Here is a 22,968-nt window from a genome sequence, read left to right on the forward strand (position 1 = left end):
AGTTTTCCTTAAGATTGAGATAGGGCTTTATCTTGTGCGTATTCACATTTGTAGGATTCCAACATTTTATCTTCGGATTCCAAATCAAGCAAAAAACGCAAACTTTCCACCACACTATCGCCCTTTGGCGTGTTAGAAACAGATTTTAAATTCATTGTTAAGCCATGCAAAAATGTGTTAAACGCATTGTGTAAAGTTTTTTCAATGTTTTTTTCATAATCTTTTGGCAAATAACCTTTCGCGATTCCTTTTTGCAGCTCTTTTAAGGCAGAATCCTTTGCTAAGGCACGGATAGTTTTAATTAGTGGTTCCACATTTAGTGTTTGTAACCAGCTAAAAAACTCTTGCGTAGAACGCCCAACAATTCCATAAGCAATGCGCGCCTGCTCTTCTCTTAAGGCTAAGTTTTTGCGCACGATATCCTCTAAATCATCAACTGCAAAAATTTTTATATTATCTTGTAACTCGATAATATCATTAGCAATATCACGCGGCATAGCCAAATCAAACCAATAACGATTCCAGTCTCTCTTTGCTACCATATCCTTTGTAATAATGGTATGCGGAGCACCTGTAGCACTAAAGAGAAGCGGAATTGCATTAATGTATTTCCCTATATCTTTAAAGCTCTCCACTCTAATTTTTACATTTGGATTACCATCAAGAATGCTTTTACAGACATTTTCTGCATTTTGAAAATCACGATTGATTAAAATCACTGCACAATTTGCGCTTACTAAATGCTTCGCACAAATCGCACTCATCTCCCCAGCACCAATCACTAATGCTTCTTTACCAGAGAGATTACCTAAAACCTCTTTTGCTTTTGCCACAGCCGTGCTTGCCACAGACACAGAATTTTGTGAAATACTTGTGGAATTTCTAACACTTGCCGCGCAACGGAATGCAAAATGAATTGCACGAGAGAGATATAAACCACAACAGCCCATTTCATAGGAAAATTTAAATGCACTTTTTAGTTGTCCCGCAATTTGTGTTTCTCCAACAACTAAGCTATCAAGCGAGCTTGCTACACTAAAAAGATGATGGATAGCACTTACATTTTCGTAACTATCTGCACGCTCTTTTAGGCTTTCTAATGCAATTCCAGATAAAACACTTAATTTATCCAATAAAAACCCTTCAGCTTTAGTGGCATTTTGGACATTTAAAATAAATTCTATACGATTACAGGTAGATAAAATCACTGCTTCTGCAATAAATTTATTATCCACCAAATCTTTTAAAAACTCCGCAGTTTTTTGGCTTTTTATATCCAAACTTAACTTCTCACGCGTAGTAATATCCGTATTTTTGTGAGAATAACTTAAAATGTAATAATCCATACCTTAATAATCCATTTGGCTAAAAATTGCGATCTACCATTGCGTGCATAATTTCTGTAAGTTTATCACAAGATTGATTAGCTATTGCTTCAACTCCCATTTTTCCTAAATGTTTTGCAAATTCTATGCTTTTTTCAATCGCACCACTTTTCTTTAAATGCTCTAAAATCCATACTTGCTCGCTCTCTTCTAACTCCTTACCAAAAGCATTACACAAACGCTCTTGTCCTATCTTATCTAAGGTGTGATATAAATGCAAATAAGGTAGCGTTGTTTTACCTTCTTTAAAATCGCTCAAAGCAGGTTTTCCTAAAGTTTTAGAATCCGCTATAATATCTAGCACATCATCAATAATTTGAAACGCCACCCCAAGATTTCTCCCATAAATTTGAAATCCCCTTGCATCTTTTTCATCTTTTCCTGCTAAAAATGCTGCTGCATAAGCTGTGGCTTCAATAAGGGCTGCAGTTTTATGTTCAATCATCGCTAAATACTTTGCTTCATCAGCATTAAACGCACCAGAGAGTGCAACATCTTCTATTTCTCCAATGGCTAGCGTTGTTACTGCATTTGCTACAATGCGCGGAATTTGTGGATAATCCTTAGCAAAGCAAGTGAGTTCACTAAAGGCTTTAGAATAAAGCACATCGCCTAGCATAATCGCATTTTTATCGCCAAAAAGCGCATTAACAGAGGGTTTATTGCGCCTTGTAGTTGCTTTATCAATCACATCATCATGCAACAAGCTTGCATTTTGTATCATCTCAATAATCGCACACAATCGCACACTCTCTTCACTCTCTCCAGCAATGCTTAAAGCAAGTTTGGAGCGCAACATTTTGCCACTTTGGAGATTCTTACTAAGATTTAAAACTAAAGGCGATTGTAGCTCTTTTAAAAACTCTTGCACCTTTGCTTCAATACGCGTTAAAGCCACCATTTGAAACTTTCCTTTCATCTATGATATTAAAATCTCTGCTTCCTTCATAAATATAAAATTTCAGCGTTGCAATCTTTTTTGTGCGATGATAATCCTTAAAGCACAACATAAAAAACGGCTCTCTTGTATAATAACGCTGGTCTGCTTTCCATAAAGGAATCTCATAACAAGTGCGTTGATAATCCTGATAAAGAACAAATTGATGGGGAAAGGAATCGTAATTTAAATGCACAACCAAGCCCTCATTCTTTAGCAAAGTCCAACGAAAAAATAATGTCTTTTGTGTATCATCTGCTTGAAGCGTTAGAACATAAAATTCATCTTTCTTAAGCTCAACAAACCGCTCTGCCTTCCACTCAGGTGGCGCAAAAAGAGGTGTGATTCCACAAATCACACCAAAGAGTGAAACAAAAATTAGCGTAAAAACACTGCGCATTATTCGTTTTGGCTAAGAATCTCTTGCATTGAAATAATGGCTAAATCCTGTGTTTTATGATGGATTTCATCCGCACTTTCCTCGCTATTTTGAATATATGCAAGCTCTTCTTCCCACATTTCTCCTAAGCGTTTTTCCAGTAACACTTCCATTGCCGCTTGTTTTTCTAGCATTTTTGTAAGCTCCCTTGTTGCAAGCCCACGCGAAGCATGAAAAATTATATCTATCCATTTATCTTGCGGCAAACCTTCTAAAATATGATCCATTTTTATTCCTTAGTTATGATTTAATCGTGCTAAAACTGCATTTTGATGTGCTTCTAGCCCCTCAGTGTGCGCTAATATTCCACATTCTTTACCTAATTGCATAATACCTTGTTTTGAAAATGCAATGATAGAACTTTTTTTCATAAAATGCTCTGTTGAGAGTGGAGAGAAAAACTTCGCACTTCCCCCTGTTGGCAAAGTATGATTAGGACCGGCAATATAATCCCCTATAGGTTCAGGTGTATTTTCACCAATGAAAATTGCCCCTGCGTGCTTAATCTTTGGTAAAATTTCTAAAGGATTTTCTACAAGCACTTCTAAATGCTCAGGGGCAATTTCATTCATTAATTCTACTGCCTCATCTAAGTCTTTAGCGATGATAATTGCACCGCGTTCATTAATGGATTTTTCTGCGATTTCCTTGCGTGGCAAGTCTTTTAAAAGCTCATCAACACGCTTTGTAACCGCGTTTGCAAATTCCGCATTTGTAGTAATTAAAATTGAACTTGCCATTTCATCATGTTCAGCTTGTGAGAGCAAATCCCACGCAACATAATCCACACTTCCTTTTCCATTATGCAAGATTCCAATCTCACTAGGTCCTGCAATCATATCAATATTAACTTCCCCAAAGACAAGCTTTTTAGCCGTTGCCACATAGATATTCCCAGGTCCTGTAATCACATCTACTTTTTGGATTCCATCTTTTCCACTAACACCATAAGCAAGTGTGCCTATCGCACTTGCTCCGCCAATTTTATACGCTTCTTTTATCCCACACAAATGCATTGCTGCTAGCAAAAGTGTGTTTGGCTGATTCTTTGGCGTTGGCGTGCAAACAACGATTTCTTTAACACCTGCTACAAGTGCTGGAATAGCATTCATTAAAAGAGAGCTAGGATAAGCTGCTTTGCCGCCTGGAATATAAAGCCCCGCACGATCTACTGGAGTAACCTTTTGCCCCAAGAGATTGCCATTTTCTTCAAAGTCTAACCAAGTCTTTGGCATTTGCTTTGTATGGAAGGCGTAAATGCGCTGGTATGCAAGCTCTAATGCATGCTTTAAGTTGGAATCCAAATTATTATACGCACATTCCATTTCTTTTTGTGCAATTTTAAGCTCCAAAAAGCTTTTTGGATTCCAACTATCAAAGCGTAAAACTTGCGCAATCACCGCTTCTTTCCCTTGCGTTTTAATCTCTTGTAGTAACTCTTTAACACGCCCTTCTACACTACTAATATCCATTGCGCCACGCGCTAAAAGTGCTTCAAAACTTTTCTCAAAATAACTTGCATTACTTTTTAACACAGCAATCATTTTTAATCCTTGTTTGAATAGGGCTTGTATTGTATCGCTTTAATGTTTAATTTAATTTTATAATAAGAAAATAGCTAAATTTTGCTATACTTCAAACTTTAGTTTTTTAAAAAGAGAAATAATGAAAATCTACGATAGCCATAAAAAAGAAAAAGTGCCATTTGAACCTATAATTCCTAATGAAGTGCGCCTTTATGTGTGCGGACCTACCGTATATGATGACTCCCATTTAGGGCACGCAAGAAGTGCGATTGTCTTTGATTTGCTCCGCCGCGTATTAATAGAAAATGGTTATAAGGTTATTTTTGCAAAAAACTTTACTGATATTGATGATAAAATCATTAATAAAGCCACACAAAACAATTGCTCCATTGAAGAAATCACGCAAACTTACACCAAGCGTTATTTAGATGAAATGCAAGCACTAGGCGTAATGCGCGCTGATATTGAACCAAAGGCGACTGAAAACCTAGAAGCGATGTTTGCTATGATTCAAAACTTGCTAGATAAGAAAATCGCCTACCAAACACCAAATGGCGATGTGTATCTCTCTGTTAGCAAGGATAGAGAATATGGCAATTTAAGCGGGAGAATTGCAGAGTTAGAATCCCAAAGTCGCGTGCAAAATAGTGAGCAAAAGCATGATAGCAAGGACTTTGCGCTATGGAAAAGCTATAAAGGAATCGGTGATGTGGGCTATGATTCCCCTTTTGGAAAGGGGCGTCCGGGCTGGCATATAGAATGTAGTGCGATGATTAAGGAGCATTTAGCGCTTAAAGGGGATTATGCTATTGATATTCACGGCGGTGGAACGGATTTGCTCTTCCCCCATCACGAAAATGAAGCCTGTCAAACGCGCTGCGCAGACAATCAAGTGCTTGCAAAATACTGGATACACAATGGCTTTGTAACCATTAATGGCGAAAAAATGGCAAAGTCTTTGGGAAATAGTTTCTTTATTAAAGATGCGTTAGCAAATTATGATGGGGAGATTTTGCGATTCTATCTTTTAAGCACACATTATAGGGCTGGATTGAACTTTTCTGAAGAAGATTTGCTAGCTTCTAAAAAACGACTAGATCGTCTTTATCGCCTAAAAAAACGCCTTGCAATACTTCCTAAAAAAACGATTCCAACTTCCTTAGATAATGCATTTAAAACAGCATTTTTAGACGCATTAAATGATGATTTAAATATTTCAAAAGCCCTAAGTGTGCTAGATGACTTTATTGCAAATGCAAATGAACAATTGGATTCTAAGCAAAATGATAAGATTCCACAAATCTATGCAAATTTAGAACTTGTAGCAAAAGTGCTAGGAATCGGGATTAAAGATTGTTTTGAATATTTTAAACTTGGAGTGAGTGAAGACTTAAAAACAGAGATTGAAAACTTACTTAAAAAACGAGCAGAGTTTAAAAAGATAAAAGATTTTCAAAATGCTGATAAAATCCGTGAAGAGTTACGCAATAAAGGGATTGAAATAATGGATACCCCAAATGGATGCATATGGGAAAAAATATAGAATCTAATTTTGATTATTGAGTAAAAATTAAAGGAATGATATGCAGCATTTGGATTTAATAGGGCTTTTTATGATTGCTTTTTTGGGGGGATTTGGGCATTGTATAGGAATGTGTGGCGGAATTGTTTTAGCCTATAGTGGCAAGCTAACAGATAATACCATCACGCATAAAGGGCAACTTATCGCCTATCATATGCTTTATAGTTTTGGGCGGATTACCACTTATGTGATTTTAGGGGCGATTGTTGGGGCTTTAGGAAGTATGTTTGGCGTGAATGGAACATTGCGTGGTGCGCTTTTTGTGTTTGCTGGGATTGCGATGGTTTTAGCAGGACTCTCACTTTTTGGAAAAATTAGTTTTTTAACACGCCTAGAATATTCTATCCAAAACTCTAAATGGTATCAAAGTAAATTTCAACAGGCTCTAAGTTTAAAAAGCCCTTTAAGCCTTTATTTGCTTGGGTCTTTAAACGGCTTATTGCCCTGTGGATTTGTGTATGCCTTTCTATTTAGTGCTGCTGGATTTGCTAGCATTCCAAAAGCAATGTTAATTATGCTAGTTTTTGGGCTTGGCACGCTACCTTCACTCTTTTTATTTGGATTGCTTGCAAACACTGCATTTTATAAGCCAAAGTTTAGGAAAGTCTTAATGAATCTTGCAGCACTTGCGATTATTGTGTTTGGAGCATTAATGATACAAAAGGGAATTAAATTCTTACAAAATCCACAAATGGGCAATAAAACACATATGAAAATTGACGCAACAGATGTTAATGGCAACCACTCTATGAGCCATAAGAATGTGGAATCTAAAATGGATTCCAGCTCTGCAATACAAGAATCCAAAACTAATCCTAAGCCATAAAACACGCTAATCCTAAAATTTTTGCAATCTTTTTTAAAATTTACTGATAATGGGCTATTCTTTAAGCCAAAATTGCTTATTATTTCGCCTAGTTTAGCTTGGGAGTTGTTATGAATCTTAGTAGGCTTATCCGCCCACTTTTTCCAACGGTGATTGTTGGCATTGAAATTGATCATAAAATCTGTAATGTCGTGGTGCATTTTTATAAAAATGGACAACTCATCTCTAACCAAAACAAAGAGTTTCGCACAAATCCTGGAGAGCTCCCCATACAGGCAGTGCGCTTTATTCAAAAAATCCGTGCAAAAAATCCTTTTACTTACACTTCTGTCTTTCCTTGCTCCATCATACAGGGAATTTTAAGCACAGATAAAGAAAGTGAATTTAAAAACTTTGGTGTAAATTGTTCTGAAATCTCTTATAAACGCTTTGATAATAACTGGTCTGTCTTTATTGCAAACGAAGGAATCGCAGAAACAAAAAAACGCTTTTTAAGGCTTGGGGCTGACTTTGTCATTTCGCCTTTTTTGGTACTTTACCACCTCGCTAAGGATACCTTTCAAGATTCCTGCAAACTCTATATACTCTTTCAACATTCTAATATCACAATGCTAGTTACTAAAAAAAATTGCGGCGCACTTTTTGGAGGATATTATGTTCTTGAAAGTGAGATTGACTCGGAACTTACAGTTGTCAGGAATTCCCTAAGTGAAGACGATGATGATATTCAAAAAACCAACATCGAAAAAGACTTACAAGATGAGTTAAGCGGTATTGAAGAAGTGGATTTAAATAATGATGCAAATGATGATGAACTCATTGAAGTATTAAAAGGAGAAAGCGAAGAGAGTGATATAAACCTACACACAGAAATTGAAAACAATGAAGACTTAGATAATTTTTCTCGCGTTAATACTGTTGCAAAATTCATACAATCTGCACTTAATGAATTTTATAGCAATCCTTTATATAATAGTGAATTTATCAGCGAAATTGTAATTTTTAATCCTCTCAACATCAGACAAGAAACGCTTCAACAAATCCAGCAAATCACTATGCTTGAAGTAAGTGTTTTTGTCTGTGATATTGCACAAGAACTAGCAAACTTAGGTTATGATTCTTATAGAGAGTTTGAGAAGAAGGGAGAGGTATGAATTACAGCTTTACCCAACCAGGCAAAAAAACTTTTTTCAAAAAAGTCTCACGCATTTGGTGGGGCTATATCTTATTGACACTTTTTATTTTTATAGGCTTTTTAGTAATTCTAAAAGCGCAAGGGCATTATATGCAAAAAAATGCACAAGCTGCATCACAAACACAAAAAATTCTCTTAGAAGAGATTAAGAGCCTGCAAAAACAATTAATCTCAGAACAAGAAAAGGTGCAATTCGCAGAATATATAACACACCAAAACACACTTTTAAAAGAAAGTGTAGAAAATCTCTTTGGCTTAATTCCAGAACAAATTACGCTCAATAAAATCCAAATGGAACAATATCAGCTCACCCTTTATGGGACAACGCCTTCCAAGCAAATTTATACTTTCTTACTAGAAGTTCCCTTGCGATCAATTTTTCATCAAAGTCGCGCGGATTTTTATATGCTACCTAATGGTTGGTATAATTTTGTATCTGTTAGCAAACTTGAGGAAACTGAGTAATGAAAGCATTTTTCGCGCAAATTGATTGGATTCGTAATACCTTTTTCTTTGTCTTTTACTTTTTTTTGGTAGCAATTATTTTCTTAAGTGTGATTCAACCAGCCCTTGATAGTTTTCGCCAAACCAATGCGCAATACCGCAAAGAAATCTATGTGCAAAAGCAAATCCAAGCACAGCGCGATACGGAACTCAAAAATCTACAAGACTACCAAGAGCAAAATGCACAAACTTTAGGATATTTTAAACACAAAATTACGCAAAATGAGATTGAAGAGAAACTTAAGATTGTCTTTGAAAACTCTGGAGTTGTTGCTGATGGAAGCCCTATACAAGAGGGAAAATATTTTAAACAACGCTACATTATTAGTGGAAAACTAGAAAATATTAGCAAACTCAAAGATGCACTAATTCTAACTCAAACACTCCCTGGTGTCGCACGCTTTAACTTTCCCATCCACATTGAACGCGAGAAAGACAACATTATTTTTTCCTTCCGCTTAGATGCATATTTTAACTAAGAAATAGCGTAATCTCATCACCTAAAAAATAATCCTTCGCAAACACGCGCTCATCTTTTTGAAATAAGATTCCATCTTGTAAAAGAATCTCTAAATTTTTTTGATTAGAAATTTTTTTTCTCTCCACACCTACGCAAGAGCGGAATCCTAAAAACAGATGCTCCAACTCTTTATCTTTTTGCGTCAAAATCTCTTTGCTTTCACTAAAATCCTCTAAAAAATGCTCAATACTCTTTGGCATACTTGTGCGAATTCCTTGAATACACCCTACCGCTCCAGCCCCAATACCTATATAATCTCCACCACTCCAATAATGCAAATTATGCAATGAAGCCTTCCCATAATTACTCACTTCATAATGCAAAAACTTTTGTAAATGCGCTGCTATAAAATGCCCAATACTTAAAAATCCGCCAAAATCCCCATCCAAGCTCCTTTGGGATTCCTTATATATTTGCTCCTTTTCCCTATAAAAACGACTTCCAGGATCTAAACTTAAATGATATGCTGAAATATGCGATAAAGGAAGCCCTAAAGCAGTTTTTAGCTCTTGTTCTAAAAGCGCTTCATCACATAAAGGTGTGCCATAGATTAAATCAATACTTAAATTATCAAACCCCGCTTTTACCGCATAATCAAGTGCTAAAAATGTGTTTTTATTCTTATGTTCTCTCTCCAAAAAAGCAAGTTTTTGTGCATTAAAACTTTGCACTCCAATACTTAAACGATTTACGCCATAATCACGCATTGCGCGCAACCACTCTAGACTTAAATGATTTGGATTTGCCTCAATACTAATCTCTGCTCCTTTTTTTAAAAATGGCAAAAATTCTTCAAAAATATTCTCATACAAATACGATTCCACAACACTTGGCGTTCCTCCACCAATATACACAGAAGTAATTTGCACTCTCTCCTGCAAACTTTCTAGCTTATAATGCAAATACACAGCTAACTTTTGCATATAAATTGATTTAAGATGATTTTTATTAGTCTTAGAATTAAAGGCACAATATCCACATTTACTATCACAAAAAGGGATATGAAGATATAGACTTAATTCCTTATTTTGCATTGTTTGTTTGTTTGACTTCTTCTAAGCGTTGTTTTAAACTCTCAAACCATTGCTTGTATTGTTCTAGTTGATCTTTTTCCCTGTCATTTGGCTGATTTAAAATCAAAAGTGTGCGATAGTTTCTTAAAAACTCATCCGCAATCCATTGTAATCTTAAAAATTCATCTGGAGTCAAACTCCCATCTTTTAAAATCCCAAACGCAATTTTTTGATTTTCTTTAGAATCTTCTAGGAATTTCTGGATATTTAAACGCTGTCTTGACTGACTTTCAACGCCATAAGCTAAACGATTATAGGGATCTTTTTGCAGAGATTGCATGGCAAGCGTGTGTGCTTCTTTAAAATTTCCATTTTCTAGCTCTTTATTCGCTTCTCTTCCTAGCTGATAAGATGGAGAGAAAAAAACGATTCCAATTAACACACATAAAAGAAAAATTCCAATACCTAAAAAACGCATTTATCCTCTTCCATTCTCTCTTTAACCAACGCTTTAGCGGCTTCTAACTCTAATGCTTCTAAAAAAAAAGGATCTTTTATTATAAATACCACTTTACTAAAAGGCTTTGGAATCTTAAATTTATCCCAGCTTTTAAATTCCCAGGCATTGCTATAAAAAACCCTAGAAACTACCACGGGAACACTTGCTTTCTGCGCTAAAAGCACTACACCATCAGCTACACTATGATAAGGACCGCGCGGACCATCAGGAGTAATTACAACACATTCTTTGTTTTCTATTTTTTTAATAGCGTGATACAATACTCTAATTCCACCTTTTGAACTTGAGCCCCTTAATGCACCAATACCAAAATAACGCACAACACTACTAATAATCTCTCCATCAAAATGCTTACTAATTAATACCCAAAATTTCTTTTTATCTGCATATCTTTGAAATAAAAAGGGCTGAAACAGCAACTCTCCATGCCAAAAAGCAAGCACAAAAGGTTCATTTTTTTTAATTTTCTCCAATACTTTTTGAGAGATTCTAAACTCAAAACGCACAAAAAGAGCCAAAAAATGGATAATTCCAACGAGCAAAGGAGGCAAAATCTTCACTAAAACCTTGCGCTTAAATTCCCGAAATTTTTCTTTCACATTAACCTACGCTAGCTCACCTATTAATTGCGCACCTTTAACTTCTGTAATTCTCACATTACACAAAGATCCCACAAGATCTCTACCAGCCTTAATACGCACAAGCTTATTTGTATCACTTCGCCCTTCTAGCCATAAGTTTTGCGCATCATAACTCTCCACTAAAACCTTATGAATTCTACCAACTTGTTTTGCATTATCTTGCGTTAAAATCTCTTTATGTCTATCTTTTAAGCGCATTAAACGCTCTTTTGCAATCTCTTCATCTATCAAATGCACTTGCTCCATTTCCAACCAATGGTGGGCTTCAGTGTGCGGACGACTAGAGTAAATAAAGCTATATAGGGTATCAAAACGCACTTTTTCTAGCACATCTAAGGTCTCTAAAAAATCATCTTCACTCTCTGTTGGAAAACCCACGATAATATCCGTGCCAATGCTAAGCTCTGGAATTAAATGGCGCATTTTTTCTACACGATTTAAAAACCACTCTTTGCTATACCCCCTTTTCATTTTGCGCAAAATCTCACTAGATCCACTTTGCAAAGGCATATGAATGGCTTTACAGATTTTTGGATTCTGTGCAAACTCTAAAATAAACTCATCATCCATATGCAAAGGGTGTGGAGAGGTAAAACGGATTCTTTCTAGTCCATTAATTTGGGAGATTTCATTAAGAAGTTGTGTAAAATTTATAGCACGATGTGCGCCTGAAAAACGCCTTCCATAGTTATTTACATTTTGCCCAAGCAACAAAATCTCTTTGGTGCCACTCTCTGCCAAACGCCTTGCTTCTTGTAAGATCAAATCTGATGGAATTGAAATTTCGTTTCCACGCGTATGTGGCACGATACAATAGGTGCATTTTTTATCACAACCAATAGAGATATTAATCATTCCTTTTAGAGCAGAATGCTGATTTTGACTAAAAACATAAGTGCTATCATCATAATCAATATCTACCCAAGCCACACGATTTTGATGAATAATTTGTGAAATTTTTGATACATTACGCGCTCCTAACACAAAATCTACTGCCTTAGAGCGTTTTAAAATCTTGTCACCTAGATGACTTGCCGTGCAACCACATATACCAATTTTTGCATCTCCTTTTTTGATTTTTGCATATTGCCCAATCTCTGAAAAAAGTTTTTTTTCTGGCTTTTCACGCACAGAGCAAGTGTTAATTAAAATTAAATCCGCCTCTTGTGGGTTTTCTGTAAGTTGATAAGATTCCTTTTCTTCAAGCTCTGCAATGATATGCGCACTATCGCGCTCATTCATAGCACAACCAAGTGTTTCAATATAAAGTTTTTTTGCCATACTTACAGAATATGGATTTCATACATATAGTCACCCTCATCTAATCCATAGCGTACTTCTCTAAAATATGCACGCCTGCCTTTTTTTTCAAAATACTCCAATAGAGCTTGCATATCTTTATGAGAATTTTCTTTATCACAATAAAAAATGTCGGATTTCTTTTCTTCTAGCATCTCTTCTAGTTTTTTTGTTGTAATTTTTACTGGTTTTTCATTAATATGTGCGCGTGCTAATTTAATATCCATATTTTTACCCTTAACTTTTTTAGAAAAATGGGTTATTATAAATCTTCTTTGCTTAAAAAATAATTTTAATCTTGCACAAATATACTCATATACTCATATACTCATATACTCATATACTCATATACTCATATACTCATATACTCATATACTCATATACGCATATACGCATATACGCAAAATTTCATTTTGCCATATTTTAAAAAGTTATAGTTAAGTAAGCCCTTATAAAGAAAATTTCAATTAGAATACGAAATTTTATAAGGATACAATTTTGGAGAAGATACTAGACATTATCGAAGGGATCGCTTATGAAAAGGGGCTTCCCATTGAAAGTGTGACGGATGCCGTCAAAGATGCTGTAATAAAAGTCGCTAAGGAAAGTTTGGATTCCACAATCCATTATGATGTTGAAATTGACAAAAAAAATAAAACATTACATCTCTATCAGGTTATCAGCGTCTGTGAAGATTCTGATGCACTAGATGGCAAAAATATGATTCCGCTCAGCGAAGCTAAAAAACATGATAGCGAAATTAAAATAGGTGACGAATTGCGCTATGAGCTTAGTTTAGAAGATATGAGCAGAAATGCAGTTAATGCTTTATTTAGGGAACTAGAGTTTAAAATTCAACGTTTGATTGAAACGCAACTTTTTGATAAATATAAATCCCAAATTGGAAAAATTGTTAGCGGAAATGTCGTAAGAGCCGACAGTTTAGGCAACACTTATATTGAAATTGACGAAATCCGTGCAATTTTACCTAAAAAAAATCGTATCAAAGGTGAAGAGTTTGGAGTAGGACAAATTGTAGGAGCAGTTTTAAAGCATGTTGGGATTGACCGCCAAAATGGCATTATGATTGAGCTTAGTCGCACCACTCCAAAAATGCTTGAAGAGTTATTAAAACTGGAAGTGCCAGAAATTAAAGATGGTGATGTTGAAATTGTAAATTCCTCCAGAATCCCAGGAGAAAGAGCTAAAGTTGCTTTAAAAACAGATTCTGCAAAAATTGATCCAGTCGGTGCAACCGTTGGTGTAAAGGGCGTTAGAATCAATGCTGTCTCCAAAGAATTAAAAAATGAAAGTATCGATTGCATTGAATACTCTGTCCAGCCTGAAATCTACATAGCACGCGCACTCTCACCAGCTCTTGTTATTAGTGTTGCCGTAGAAGATAAAAAAGCAATTGTCAGCATTACAAGTGAGCAAAAGCCAAAAGCCATCGGAAAAAATGGAATCAATATTCGCCTAGCCTCAATGCTAACAGGATATGAGATTGAACTCAAAGAAATTGATAGCGGAACACAGCAAGTATCAAGTAATAGCACACAAGAAACACAAAAAAGTAGCAATATAGATATTCTTTCATCGCTCTTTAAAGAGTAATAAATGCAGAATTTACTACTTTATAAAGATTTTTTGAGTAAAATCGCACACTTTTTAGTGTATTTTACAGAGTTTTAATTAGCATTTTTGGAGTTTTATAATGATTGGCTTTATGCAAAAACATAAAAAATACTTAATAGTTACTATTTGGATTAGCGCTATTGCATTTTTAGGTGCTGGATTTGTTGGATGGGGAGCTTATAGCTTTTCAAACACAAGTAATGCTGCTGCAGTTGTAGGCGATCGCCAAATCACTATTGATAGACTACAACGCGAATACGCAAGGCTATACAATGTTTATAATCAACTCTTTAATGGAAACTTGGATAATGAACAAGCCAAAAAGCTGGGCATTGAAGAGCAAGCATTAAATACACTAATTTCACGCGCTTTAATGCTAAATTATGCACACGATGTAGGTTTAAGGATTAGTCAAGAGGAGATTATCCAAACTCTTACTGCAATGGATATTTTTCAAAATAATGGGAAGTTTGATGAAACTATCTACAAACGCTTACTAGCAGATAATCAAATGCGCCCCAAAGACTTTGAAGAAGAGCTAGGTGAAGGAATTTTGCTCCAAAAACTTGATGCACTCTTAGAAATTCCACTCACTCCCTTAGAAATTCAAACAATAAGTGAGGCTGTTTTTAGCGAAGATCACCTTAAAATCCAAGTATTAAATGACTCCGAAATTACCTTTAATCCCACAGAAGAAGAGATCAAAAAATACTGGGAAGAAAACAAAGACATCTACCAAACACAACGTGGTTATGAAGTGCTAAAAGTTTCCGTAAAATCTGATTCCATTCCTGTAGATAATGAGACATTAAAAAAGCATTATGAAGACTTTAAAAATCAATTTTTAGACGAAAATGGACAATTACTCCCATTCGATAAAGCAAAGGATAAGGTAATCGCGCATTATAAATCCTCTCAAGCCGAGAAAGAGTCTTTAAAAGAATATATTTCGTTGCGAAAAGGAGAAAATAAAAAAGCGGAATCGCTAGTAATCTATGAAGGAGATTCCAACTACGACACAGAATTTTTAAACCTTCTAAGTCAAGCCAAAGAGCAAGAAACACTAAAACCAATTAAAGTCAAGGGGGAATTTATCACAATTAAAATCCAAAAAATTATCCCAAGCGAGCCCAAAAGCTATGAAGCTGCCAAACAAGATGCCATAGAAGATTTCATAACACTTAGAAAAACCCAGCTCTTAGAAGAAAAAGCAGCATTATTGCTTGCAGACTTTAAAGGCGTTGATGTTGGTTATGTTTCACGCGAAAACAAAATAGCATTAAAAGGATTAAACTCTCAAGAGAGTCAAGATTTTATTACGCAACTTTTTAATAAAACTGAAGCAAAAGGCTACATTTTATTAAAAAATAAAGTAATTTTATATGAAATCCTTGACCAAAGATTAAAAAATTCTGATATAATCACACAAAATTTAGATTTCATAAAACAAAATGGGATACAAATAAAGTCAAGATTAACTGAAATAGCCTTCATGGAACATTTATTAAATCTTTATAAAGTTGTTAGAAAAATCTAAGGCAGAGAATGAAAGAGAACTATTTAAAAGGTAAGGATTTGGAACAAACCATCTTAGGAATTGACATTGGTTCAACAAAGATTTGCGCAATTATTGCAAATTATAAAGATGGGATTCCACATATCATCGGGACGGGATTTCACAAATCATCTGGGTTAAAAAAAGGCTCTATTACAAACATTGAACAAGCAAGTCGCTCAATTAAAGATGCGTTAAATGATGCAAGACGCGTGGCAGGAACAAACATTAATAAAGCTACAATTTCTATTTCTGGAGCTTACACAAAAAGTACTGATAGCTCTGGAATTGTCAATATCCCAAACAATGAGATAGGAATTAAAGAGATTAATCGCGTAATACAAACTGCTCTTTATAACGCTTCAATCCCTAGCGAATACGAAGTTATTCATATTTTGCCTTATAATTTTAAACTTGATGACCAAGATTTCATTGATGATCCTATGGGGATGAGTGGCAGTCGTTTAGAGGTTTCTGTAAGAATTGTCACTGCACAAAAATCAAGTTTAGGCAATCTTAAAAAAGCCATCAAAAGCGCAGATCTTGAAATAGAAAATATTGTTTTGGCTTCTTATGCTTCCTCTATTTCTGTGTTAAGCGAAGATGAAAAAAACCTAGGAGTAGCCTGCATTGATATGGGCGGAAGCACTTGTGAGCTTATGATCCATGTCGGAAATTCTTTGCGCTACAATGATTTCTTAGGTGTTGGTTCAAACCACATTACAAATGATTTGGCTATGGCTTTACATACGCCTCAAGGAATTGCTGAACAAGTTAAGGTTAAATATGGTGGCTTTCCAAAAACCATTGATGATACAGAAAATCTTATCGAAATCCCAAGCATTGGTGGTGAGGATAGTGGCAAACATCAAGTTGCCCTGGCAACTGTCCATAATGTTGTATATGCACGCGTAGAAGAAACCCTAATGATTTTAGCAAAATCTCTAGAGAGAAGCGGGCTAAAAGATCAACTAGGTAGCGGTGTGGTGCTAACAGGGGGAATGGTACAATTAGATGGCATTAGAGATTTAGCGGCGGCACTTTTTAATATGCCTGTACGCCTGGCAAAACCTATAGAAGTTGATGGATTATTTACAGATTTAAAAGGTCCAGATTGCTCAACAGGGATTGGATTAATTCTTTATGCTTCTGGCAAATACACAAATTACGAGATTGATTCTGAAAAGAGGATCCGCTATTACAATGAAAAATTAGAAGATGAAACCTTGCATTTTCACAAAAATATTCCTTTAATGAATCCATTGCAAGATAAAATGCAAAATACTATAGGTCCTGTTAATAGCGTACCCAAAAGCGCAGCAGATATCAAGCAAGATTTAAGCAACATAACAGAAATTAAAATTCCAAAGCAAAATGGCAATTTTTTCAGCCAAATGTGGAATAAGCTAACCCAAATGTTTTAGAGATTAAATTTTAGAAGGAGTAAAGGTAATGTTAAATATTCAAGAGGCAAACTTAAGCGTTGGGGCGAAAATCAAAGTTATCGGTGTTGGAGGTGGTGGAAGCAATATGATTGAGCACCTTATTAAAACAGGCACACACGAAGGAATATCTCTTGCTGTTGCCAACACTGATGCACAGGCAATTAGCACTTCAAGCGCTCCTGTTAGAATCCAACTTGGTGCTAGACTTACAAAAGGACTTGGCGCAGGAATGCGCCCACAAGTAGGAAAAGACGCGGCTCTTGAAAGTTATGAAGAGTTAAAGCAGTTTCTAGAAGACACAGATGTTGTATTTATTTCTGCTGGACTTGGAGGTGGAACTGGAACAGGAGCTGCACCAGTAATTGCAAAAGCTGCAAAAGAGGTTGGCGCACTCACTGTATCTATCGTAACAAAACCATTCCGCTGGGAAGGCGGAAAGCGTGCAAAGCTCGCTGAAGAAGGCTATAGAGAACTCAAAGCCGAAAGTGATTCCATTGTTGTGATCCCCAATGAAAAACTTCTTGCTATTATTGACAAAAATTTGGGATTAAAAGATAGCTTTAGAATCGTTGATGATGTGCTTGTTTGCGCTGTTAATGGAATGAGTGGTGTGATTTTATCCCATGGAGCAAACGATATTAATGTAGATTTTGCAGATGTACGCACAGCAATGAGCCATAAAGGAATGGCATTAATGGGCATTGGAGAATCTACAGGAACAGATGCTGCAAAAGAAGCAGTCAAAATGGCAATTGAATCTCCTCTCTTTGATAATATGTCTATCCACGGAGCAAAAGGCGTGCTTGTGCATTTTTATATTAGCCCCGATTATCCATTAGGAAGCATTTCTGATGCAATGGATATCGTCAATGAAAATGTAGATATGGATGCGGATGTAATTTTTGGAACAACAACAGATGCAAATATAGAGCGCGATAAAGTTAGAATTACAATCATTGCTACAGGATTTGAGCGTATCTCAACAGAATCTGACTCTATACAAACGCAAACTAATAGTGATTCTACATTAAAACTTGTTAATCCAAAAGATATGAGTCAAAGAATTAATCAACAAGAAAGTCTAAGTGTTGCTAGAAAAAAAGTAAGTGGTGGAGAATTTACAAGTGATGAAATCTTGGACATCCCTGCATACATAAGAAAGCAAATGGACTAGCATAAGCGCAAATGCGCCTATGCGTGAAGAGAATTCATGTAAAAATTCACAGAATTAATCCCCTCTTTTTTTGCCCGCTCTAAAGACTTTGAAACAAATTCCCAATTAATATAATTAAAGAATTTCTCTAGATATGCTGGACGCGCATTTCTATGATCAATATAATAAGCGTGTTCCCATACATCTACAACAAGTAATGGAATCATACTTTCTGTTACAGGAGTTTGCGCATTGCTTGTTTGCTTGATTTCTAATTTACCATTGTTATACACAAGCCAACACCAACCTGAACCAAATAAAGTTACTGCAGAGTTTAAAAATGTTTCCTTAAACTTCTCCAAACTTCCAAATGTCGCATTGATTGCTTCATCTAACTCTGCACTTCTAGCACTTGCATTAGGACTTACACAATCCCAATAAAAATCGTGGTTATACACCTGTGCTGCATTGTTAAACACTCCACCTTGTGCCTTTGTTACAATCTCAAATAAACTCTTATTTTCAAATTCTGTTCCTTTAATAAGATTATTAAGATTATTCACATAAGTTTGATGATGCTTTCCATAATGAAACTCACAGGTTTCTTTGCTGATAAAACCCACTATTTCTGTAAATGGCAATGTGCGTAATTTAAACATTGTAATCCTTTAAATTCTTATCCAAAACTAAAAGTTTTGCATAAGAATTCTAACGCACAAACGCAAAATTTTCACTTTAAGATAAAGAATTAATTGATAAATTCCACCTTAATATCACAAATTTTCGCGCGATACATACTTGTGCTAACAAGCATATCAACACCGCTTTTTGCATATTCTTCTACATTCTCTAAACACACTCCCCCAGTAGCACTAAAGCACAAATGCTCAAACTCCGCTCTTAGTATCTCTACAAGCTCTCTTAAATCTTGCGGAGTGAAACGCTCACATTGCAACACATCTGCCCCAAGCTCCGCAAATTTGAGCGCTTGCTCTTTAGATTCCACCTCAACAATCACACGATGTTCCTTAAAACGCACCTTTAAATCCTTAAAAGATTCCTTAAGATTTTCACAAGCCAGATAATGTTCTTTAAAGACTAAAATACTATCACTTAGCCCCAAGCGATGTGGAATCCCACCGCCACAAATAAGCGCCTTTAACAAAAACTTTTTTGCAAAGGGCATATTCTTACGCGTCCCAAGCAATGCAATATCTGGCTTAACACCGCGTGCAATCTCCAACATTTTATATGTATAAGTTGCCACTGCGCCTGCATATTCTAAAAGATTTTGCAAAGTCTTTGCAATCCTAAAAAGTTTAGTGCGTTCCCCACAAACTTCAAGCATCAATTCTTTTGGAGCAACAAGTGCAGAATCACTTTTAAAAACAACTGCTTCAAGCCCAAAAATTCTGGCAATGCGCGCACATTCTTCTACACAACTTGCTACAATCTCATCTTGCTTAGGATAAAAACACATTTTTGCAACTCCGCTAATCCCAAGCCCAAAAGTCGTGTTATCCAAATAGGGCACATCTTGCTCTACAAGTGCTATAAGTTCGTTATCGCTAAAATAAATCATTAACTTCCTTTAAAGATTTGGTTTTTGCAACACTCTCAAAATAAGAAAAATAGCTAACGCCACTCCGCCTAAAATCATCGCATAAAACCCTGCAATTTCATATTCTGCGCTTAGAGCCGCATTATAAATTGCAAGTGAAATAGTTTCTGTTTTGCCAATGATATTTCCACCAATTAAAAGCGTGATTCCAACTTCACCAATCGACCTTGCAAAACCTAGAAAAAGCGCAGTAATTAATGTTTTTATAATACAAGGAAGACTTATAAAAATAAAAGTATCAAGCCAACTTCTCCCAAGTGTGAAACTCACTAACTCCAAAGTCTTTGTTCGCTCACTAAAGGCAGATTCAATCGGCTTTACCACAAGTGGAAGCCCCGCAATAAAACTTGCTAAAACCACCGCCTCAAAACTAAAAAGCAAATCCAAAAAACCAAGCATTCCATATTTCCCAAAAAGCACTAGTAAAAAATACCCAAGCGCAATGGGAGGAAATACAAGGGGCAAGGTCACACAAATATCACAAATGGTAGCCACAAGCCCATTTGCTCGGCTTAAATAATAGCCCAACAACACTCCAAAAACCAAATGTAACCCCAAGCACACAAACCCAACTTTTAGGCTTAAAAATAAAGGCTCTAAGGAGATTTGCATTACTTCTCTAGACCATATTCCTTAAAAACTTCTTTTGCTTCTTTGGAATCCAAGAACGCCATAAAATCCGCTAATTCTGCGCTTTTAGAATCTTGCAATGGTGCAACAACAATCAAAATCGGCGAATAAGTCTCTTGTGGAATCTCAATCATCTCTCCAAACTGCTCTTTATTTGCCAAATAATCTGTTAAATTAATAAAGCCAACTTCCACACTACCTTGTCTTAAATAAGTGCTAACTTGTGGCACAGTTGCTACAAACATTAATTTATCCTTCAAAGATTCCGCATAATTTGCGCTCTTTAAAAACTCCATTGCTGCGATTCCATAAATTGCCTTTTTAGCATCTGGCAGTGCAATCTTATTCATTTTTTCTAAATCTTTTGTGCTTCTTAACTCCACACTTTTACTTGCAACAAGCACCAATTTGCCTTTCCCAATTAGCTGTGCTGGCTTCACAGACAATTTAGACTTTTGGATAAACTTTTCATCGCCAAAAATCGCATCAATCTTCCCACTCTGCTTTGCTTGTTCAATGACTTGCTGTAAATTTCCATAACTTCTTAACACTTTCTTGCCACTTTGCTTTTCATACAAAGCGCTAACCGTTTCTAAAGGCTTTTTATACCCAGCACCTGCTGCAATAAACACTTCTGCAAAACTCTGCACGCCCACAAACATAAACGCTAACAATAGCCCGACAATACGCATTGCAACTCCTTAATTAAACAAATCATTATATATTAATAAATATAAATATATTTTAAAAGCTCAATTAAAATTAAGATTCCAACATTTTATAGATTTTCTCTAAAATTCCATCTTTAGCACTAAAGTCCTTTGGATTTGCCACAAACAGATGCGCATTTTCCCCATAAAACTTAGCCTTAGGGGCTTCATACAAACCAAATCGCCAATCAAATCTAGGCTGTAAAATAATTAAAGTTTGGATTCCACAAAGCAAAGCTAAATGCGCTGGAGAGCTATCAATCCCAACCACACAATCTAAATCTTCCATTGCCTTATAAGTATCAAGCCAGTCTTTAAAGCCCTTTCCTACATTTTCCACATTTTTTGGAAGTTCAAAATCTCCCACTTGCAGGGATATAAGCTCCACATTTTCTAATTCTAATAAAAAATTTAAGAAAAATTCTAAACTAAAATTTCGCGAATTATTTTCCTTAAGCGCAAAATCCGTATGCCAAAAAAATCCAACTCTTTTTATTTTATTTCTTGGTATTTTTCTCTTTAAAGTTAGCGGAGTTTTAAGTTCAAGAATTTTCTCTAAAGTATCAAGACCCAAAAAATAAGGCAAAGAAGTCAAAGGAAGTGCGTAATCAAAACTCTGTGGAATCCTATCTAAAAGTTCTATTTTCTTAAAAACATCCTCCCTAGACAACTTTTCTTTGCAACAAAGGATACAAGGCACTTTGTGGCGAAAAATACACTTTTTTTGCCACTGCACAAAGTGCTTGCAGAGTGCGCATAAACATTAAAGTATCGCCAAATCCTTGCTCACAATACACGCAAATTTCCTTATCCTTAAACGCATTAGAATCTTGCAAAACGCTTCTTTAGCAAGACTATAATGCAAAGGAGAAAAGGTATTATTACTTGCAAAACACAAACGATACTCATAGGACTCTAGGGCTTCACTAAAGCGATTTTGACGCATTAAAAGATAGGCTAGCCAAAAATGCGCTATGTATAAATTATGCGCATTAACATTAGGAATTGTAAAAATCCTTCTATACGCTTGCTCTGCTTGCGCATAATATCCTGTGTATTCTAAAGCACGCGCAAAGGCTAGCCAATACACATCATTATTAGTATTTTGCGCTTGTAAATTTATCAAAATCTCAAGTGCTTGCTGTGCTTCTTGCTTAGGTTTTTCAAAAAGATTTAACAAAATTTGCGCGATTCTCACTTCTAAATTTGTATTTAAAAAGATTTTTAATTGTGTGATTTCTGGATTTTCTATAATTTGTGGTTTAGAATTAAATCTTGCCGTAAGTGAGTCTGGTTCACAAGTTTGTGGAATCTCTACAAAGGGAGCGTTTTTAACTAGCTCATCTAAGACTTCCCTTGCAACTTTATAGCACGCACTATAAACTTCTAATGCCTTTTTTGGAGCATTATAAAAATACATATCACCACATTCTAGCCACCTTTGCCATTCTTTAGGCGCGTGCTGCAAAAGCACACAATACATACTCTCCGCATTTTCTAGCAAATTTTGCGCCTTATAGACTTCGATGAACAATTCCAAACATTCTTTTTGTAAGGAATGCTGCATTTTAACCAACTCTTCTAAAAGCTTTGTAGCCTCTGCGTAATCTTGTGCTAAAAACAAGGCTTTTGCAAGATTAAGTGCGTGGAATATAGAATCTTTATGTAAATGATAACTTTGCGTGCAGAATTCTAAAGCCTGTGGAATCTCTAATTTTAAAGCACTTAAAGCAGCAAGTTCTACAAACTTATTTTGCAATTCCATATTTTTAGATTCTAACTTTTTTAAATCTAACAAAGCCTGCACGCACACATTAAAACTTGTTTGATAA

General features: G+C 35.7%; 26 protein-coding genes. 9 read left to right on the plus strand and 17 right to left on the minus strand.

What is annotated here, in order from left to right:
• Positions 1 to 8: 8 nt before the first annotated feature.
• Genes hemA through hisD form a run of 5 tightly spaced genes read right to left on the minus strand, consistent with a single transcriptional unit; the run spans position 9 to position 4,305 of the window.
• Positions 9 to 1,346 (minus strand): glutamyl-tRNA reductase, encoded by a 1,338-nt coding sequence (hemA, locus tag IP358_RS06390; protein ID WP_006802757.1) that lies wholly within the window; start codon positions 1,344 to 1,346, stop codon positions 9 to 11.
• Between the two features lie 19 nt (positions 1,347 to 1,365).
• Positions 1,366 to 2,286, minus strand: a complete 921-nt coding sequence (locus IP358_RS06395) for a polyprenyl synthetase family protein (RefSeq protein WP_006802758.1) — start codon at positions 2,284 to 2,286, stop codon at positions 1,366 to 1,368.
• A complete protein-coding gene (locus tag IP358_RS06400) occupies positions 2,264 to 2,722 on the minus strand; it encodes a hypothetical protein (protein ID WP_006802759.1) in 459 nt (152 codons plus the stop codon). Before IP358_RS06400 ends, IP358_RS06395 begins: the two co-directional genes overlap by 23 nt.
• Positions 2,722 to 2,988, minus strand: coding sequence for a DUF2018 family protein (locus tag IP358_RS06405; RefSeq protein ID WP_006802760.1), 267 nt, complete (start codon positions 2,986 to 2,988; stop codon positions 2,722 to 2,724). The genes IP358_RS06400 and IP358_RS06405 overlap by 1 nt, the downstream gene beginning before the upstream one ends.
• Positions 2,989 to 2,997: 9 nt before the next feature.
• A complete protein-coding gene (hisD, locus tag IP358_RS06410; protein WP_006802761.1) occupies positions 2,998 to 4,305 on the minus strand; it encodes a histidinol dehydrogenase in 1,308 nt (435 codons plus the stop codon).
• Positions 4,306 to 4,426: 121 nt separating this feature from the next.
• On the opposite strand from hisD, the gene cysS reads away from it, so the two are divergent.
• The 5 genes from cysS to IP358_RS06435 all read left to right on the plus strand — a co-directional run bounded on the left by cysS (position 4,427) and on the right by IP358_RS06435 (position 8,873).
• Positions 4,427 to 5,830 (plus strand): cysteine--tRNA ligase, encoded by a 1,404-nt coding sequence (gene cysS / locus IP358_RS06415; RefSeq protein WP_006802762.1) that lies wholly within the window; start codon positions 4,427 to 4,429, stop codon positions 5,828 to 5,830.
• Positions 5,831 to 5,870: 40 nt separating this feature from the next.
• Positions 5,871 to 6,695 carry a sulfite exporter TauE/SafE family protein gene (locus tag IP358_RS06420; RefSeq protein ID WP_006802763.1) on the plus strand — a complete coding sequence of 275 codons (825 nt, stop codon included), beginning with the start codon at positions 5,871 to 5,873 and terminating at the stop codon, positions 6,693 to 6,695.
• Between the two features lie 110 nt (positions 6,696 to 6,805).
• A complete protein-coding gene (locus IP358_RS06425) occupies positions 6,806 to 7,849 on the plus strand; it encodes a hypothetical protein (RefSeq protein WP_040498562.1) in 1,044 nt (347 codons plus the stop codon).
• A complete protein-coding gene (locus tag IP358_RS06430) occupies positions 7,846 to 8,355 on the plus strand; it encodes a hypothetical protein (protein ID WP_006802765.1) in 510 nt (169 codons plus the stop codon). The genes IP358_RS06425 and IP358_RS06430 overlap by 4 nt, the downstream gene beginning before the upstream one ends.
• Entirely contained in the window at positions 8,355 to 8,873 is a 519-nt protein-coding gene (locus IP358_RS06435; protein ID WP_006802766.1) for a hypothetical protein, read from the plus strand. Before IP358_RS06430 ends, IP358_RS06435 begins: the two co-directional genes overlap by 1 nt.
• Here the strand turns inward: IP358_RS06435 and hemW are convergent.
• The 5 genes from hemW to IP358_RS06460 are packed head-to-tail and all read right to left on the minus strand — an operon-like array spanning position 8,866 to position 12,614.
• Positions 8,866 to 9,948, minus strand: coding sequence for a radical SAM family heme chaperone HemW (gene hemW, locus IP358_RS06440; RefSeq protein ID WP_006802767.1), 1,083 nt, complete (start codon positions 9,946 to 9,948; stop codon positions 8,866 to 8,868). The genes IP358_RS06435 and hemW overlap by 8 nt on opposite strands.
• The gene (locus tag IP358_RS06445) at positions 9,938 to 10,405 is read right to left on the minus strand and encodes a hypothetical protein (protein WP_006802768.1); all 468 of its coding nucleotides are present in this window, start codon (positions 10,403 to 10,405) and stop codon (positions 9,938 to 9,940) included. Before IP358_RS06445 ends, hemW begins: the two co-directional genes overlap by 11 nt.
• Entirely contained in the window at positions 10,393 to 11,007 is a 615-nt protein-coding gene (locus tag IP358_RS06450) for a lysophospholipid acyltransferase family protein (RefSeq protein ID WP_040498688.1), read from the minus strand. Before IP358_RS06450 ends, IP358_RS06445 begins: the two co-directional genes overlap by 13 nt.
• A 45-nt stretch (positions 11,008 to 11,052) precedes the next feature.
• Positions 11,053 to 12,369 carry a tRNA (N6-isopentenyl adenosine(37)-C2)-methylthiotransferase MiaB gene (gene miaB, locus IP358_RS06455; RefSeq protein ID WP_006802770.1) on the minus strand — a complete coding sequence of 439 codons (1,317 nt, stop codon included), beginning with the start codon at positions 12,367 to 12,369 and terminating at the stop codon, positions 11,053 to 11,055.
• A gap of 2 nt (positions 12,370 to 12,371) precedes the next feature.
• A complete protein-coding gene (locus tag IP358_RS06460; protein ID WP_006802771.1) occupies positions 12,372 to 12,614 on the minus strand; it encodes an HP0268 family nuclease in 243 nt (80 codons plus the stop codon).
• A 271-nt stretch (positions 12,615 to 12,885) separates the two neighbouring features.
• Between IP358_RS06460 and nusA the strand changes: the two genes are divergently transcribed.
• From nusA to ftsZ, 4 genes are all read left to right on the plus strand, one after another.
• Positions 12,886 to 14,001, plus strand: coding sequence for a transcription termination factor NusA (gene nusA, locus IP358_RS06465; RefSeq protein ID WP_006802772.1), 1,116 nt, complete (start codon positions 12,886 to 12,888; stop codon positions 13,999 to 14,001).
• 100 nt (positions 14,002 to 14,101) lie between these two features.
• A complete protein-coding gene (locus IP358_RS06470) occupies positions 14,102 to 15,559 on the plus strand; it encodes a peptidylprolyl isomerase (protein WP_006802773.1) in 1,458 nt (485 codons plus the stop codon).
• 38 nt (positions 15,560 to 15,597) lie between these two features.
• On the plus strand, positions 15,598 to 17,001 hold the full coding sequence (ftsA, locus tag IP358_RS06475; protein ID WP_006802774.1) for a cell division protein FtsA: 1,404 nt from the start codon (positions 15,598 to 15,600) through the stop codon (positions 16,999 to 17,001).
• Between the two features lie 28 nt (positions 17,002 to 17,029).
• Positions 17,030 to 18,196 (plus strand): cell division protein FtsZ, encoded by a 1,167-nt coding sequence (gene ftsZ, locus IP358_RS06480; protein WP_006802775.1) that lies wholly within the window; start codon positions 17,030 to 17,032, stop codon positions 18,194 to 18,196.
• Between the two features lie 17 nt (positions 18,197 to 18,213).
• Here the strand turns inward: ftsZ and IP358_RS06485 are convergent, their stop codons facing one another.
• The 7 genes from IP358_RS06485 to IP358_RS06515 all read right to left on the minus strand — a co-directional run bounded on the left by IP358_RS06485 (position 18,214) and on the right by IP358_RS06515 (position 22,943).
• Positions 18,214 to 18,834 (minus strand): superoxide dismutase, encoded by a 621-nt coding sequence (locus tag IP358_RS06485; RefSeq protein WP_006802776.1) that lies wholly within the window; start codon positions 18,832 to 18,834, stop codon positions 18,214 to 18,216.
• An 89-nt stretch (positions 18,835 to 18,923) separates the two neighbouring features.
• On the minus strand, positions 18,924 to 19,757 hold the full coding sequence (modD, locus tag IP358_RS06490) for a ModD protein (protein ID WP_006802777.1): 834 nt from the start codon (positions 19,755 to 19,757) through the stop codon (positions 18,924 to 18,926).
• Between the two features lie 9 nt (positions 19,758 to 19,766).
• Positions 19,767 to 20,408 (minus strand): molybdate ABC transporter permease subunit, encoded by a 642-nt coding sequence (locus tag IP358_RS06495; protein WP_006802778.1) that lies wholly within the window; start codon positions 20,406 to 20,408, stop codon positions 19,767 to 19,769.
• Complete coding sequence (gene modA / locus IP358_RS06500) at positions 20,408 to 21,118, minus strand: molybdate ABC transporter substrate-binding protein (protein ID WP_006802779.1); 711 nt, start codon at positions 21,116 to 21,118, stop codon at positions 20,408 to 20,410. The genes IP358_RS06495 and modA overlap by 1 nt, the downstream gene beginning before the upstream one ends.
• 70 nt (positions 21,119 to 21,188) lie before the next feature.
• On the minus strand, positions 21,189 to 21,806 hold the full coding sequence (locus IP358_RS06505; protein ID WP_040498565.1) for a hypothetical protein: 618 nt from the start codon (positions 21,804 to 21,806) through the stop codon (positions 21,189 to 21,191).
• Positions 21,799 to 21,933: a hypothetical protein gene (locus IP358_RS06510; RefSeq protein WP_257534871.1), complete on the minus strand. Its 135-nt coding sequence runs from the start codon at positions 21,931 to 21,933 to the stop codon at positions 21,799 to 21,801. The genes IP358_RS06505 and IP358_RS06510 overlap by 8 nt, the downstream gene beginning before the upstream one ends.
• Positions 21,900 to 22,943: a tetratricopeptide repeat protein gene (locus IP358_RS06515; protein ID WP_143440566.1), complete on the minus strand. Its 1,044-nt coding sequence runs from the start codon at positions 22,941 to 22,943 to the stop codon at positions 21,900 to 21,902. The genes IP358_RS06510 and IP358_RS06515 overlap by 34 nt, the downstream gene beginning before the upstream one ends.
• Between the last annotated feature and the right edge of the window lie 25 nt (positions 22,944 to 22,968).

Source organism: Helicobacter winghamensis ATCC BAA-430 (assembly GCF_028751035.1).
In the GTDB taxonomy this organism is placed as follows: domain Bacteria; phylum Campylobacterota; class Campylobacteria; order Campylobacterales; family Helicobacteraceae; genus Helicobacter_D; species Helicobacter_D winghamensis.

Coding starts and splice junctions, on each gene's coding strand:
- IP358_RS06400 (WP_006802759.1), bottom strand. CDS start 2,722: ATGCGCAGTGTTTTTACGCTAATTTTTGTTTCACTCTTTGGTGTGATT.
- modD (WP_006802777.1), bottom strand. CDS start 19,757: ATGATTTATTTTAGCGATAACGAACTTATAGCACTTGTAGAGCAAGAT.
- IP358_RS06405 (WP_006802760.1), bottom strand. CDS start 2,988: ATGGATCATATTTTAGAAGGTTTGCCGCAAGATAAATGGATAGATATA.
- IP358_RS06460 (WP_006802771.1), bottom strand. CDS start 12,614: ATGGATATTAAATTAGCACGCGCACATATTAATGAAAAACCAGTAAAA.
- IP358_RS06435 (WP_006802766.1), top strand. CDS start 8,355: ATGAAAGCATTTTTCGCGCAAATTGATTGGATTCGTAATACCTTTTTC.
- IP358_RS06425 (WP_040498562.1), top strand. CDS start 6,806: ATGAATCTTAGTAGGCTTATCCGCCCACTTTTTCCAACGGTGATTGTT.
- IP358_RS06420 (WP_006802763.1), top strand. CDS start 5,871: ATGCAGCATTTGGATTTAATAGGGCTTTTTATGATTGCTTTTTTGGGG.
- miaB (WP_006802770.1), bottom strand. CDS start 12,369: ATGGCAAAAAAACTTTATATTGAAACACTTGGTTGTGCTATGAATGAG.
- hemA (WP_006802757.1), bottom strand. CDS start 1,346: ATGGATTATTACATTTTAAGTTATTCTCACAAAAATACGGATATTACT.
- IP358_RS06395 (WP_006802758.1), bottom strand. CDS start 2,286: ATGGTGGCTTTAACGCGTATTGAAGCAAAGGTGCAAGAGTTTTTAAAA.
- IP358_RS06445 (WP_006802768.1), bottom strand. CDS start 10,405: ATGCGTTTTTTAGGTATTGGAATTTTTCTTTTATGTGTGTTAATTGGA.
- hisD (WP_006802761.1), bottom strand. CDS start 4,305: ATGATTGCTGTGTTAAAAAGTAATGCAAGTTATTTTGAGAAAAGTTTT.
- hemW (WP_006802767.1), bottom strand. CDS start 9,948: ATGCAAAATAAGGAATTAAGTCTATATCTTCATATCCCTTTTTGTGAT.
- IP358_RS06430 (WP_006802765.1), top strand. CDS start 7,846: ATGAATTACAGCTTTACCCAACCAGGCAAAAAAACTTTTTTCAAAAAA.
- modA (WP_006802779.1), bottom strand. CDS start 21,118: ATGCGTATTGTCGGGCTATTGTTAGCGTTTATGTTTGTGGGCGTGCAG.
- IP358_RS06470 (WP_006802773.1), top strand. CDS start 14,102: ATGATTGGCTTTATGCAAAAACATAAAAAATACTTAATAGTTACTATT.
- ftsZ (WP_006802775.1), top strand. CDS start 17,030: ATGTTAAATATTCAAGAGGCAAACTTAAGCGTTGGGGCGAAAATCAAA.
- cysS (WP_006802762.1), top strand. CDS start 4,427: ATGAAAATCTACGATAGCCATAAAAAAGAAAAAGTGCCATTTGAACCT.
- IP358_RS06495 (WP_006802778.1), bottom strand. CDS start 20,408: ATGCAAATCTCCTTAGAGCCTTTATTTTTAAGCCTAAAAGTTGGGTTT.
- IP358_RS06485 (WP_006802776.1), bottom strand. CDS start 18,834: ATGTTTAAATTACGCACATTGCCATTTACAGAAATAGTGGGTTTTATC.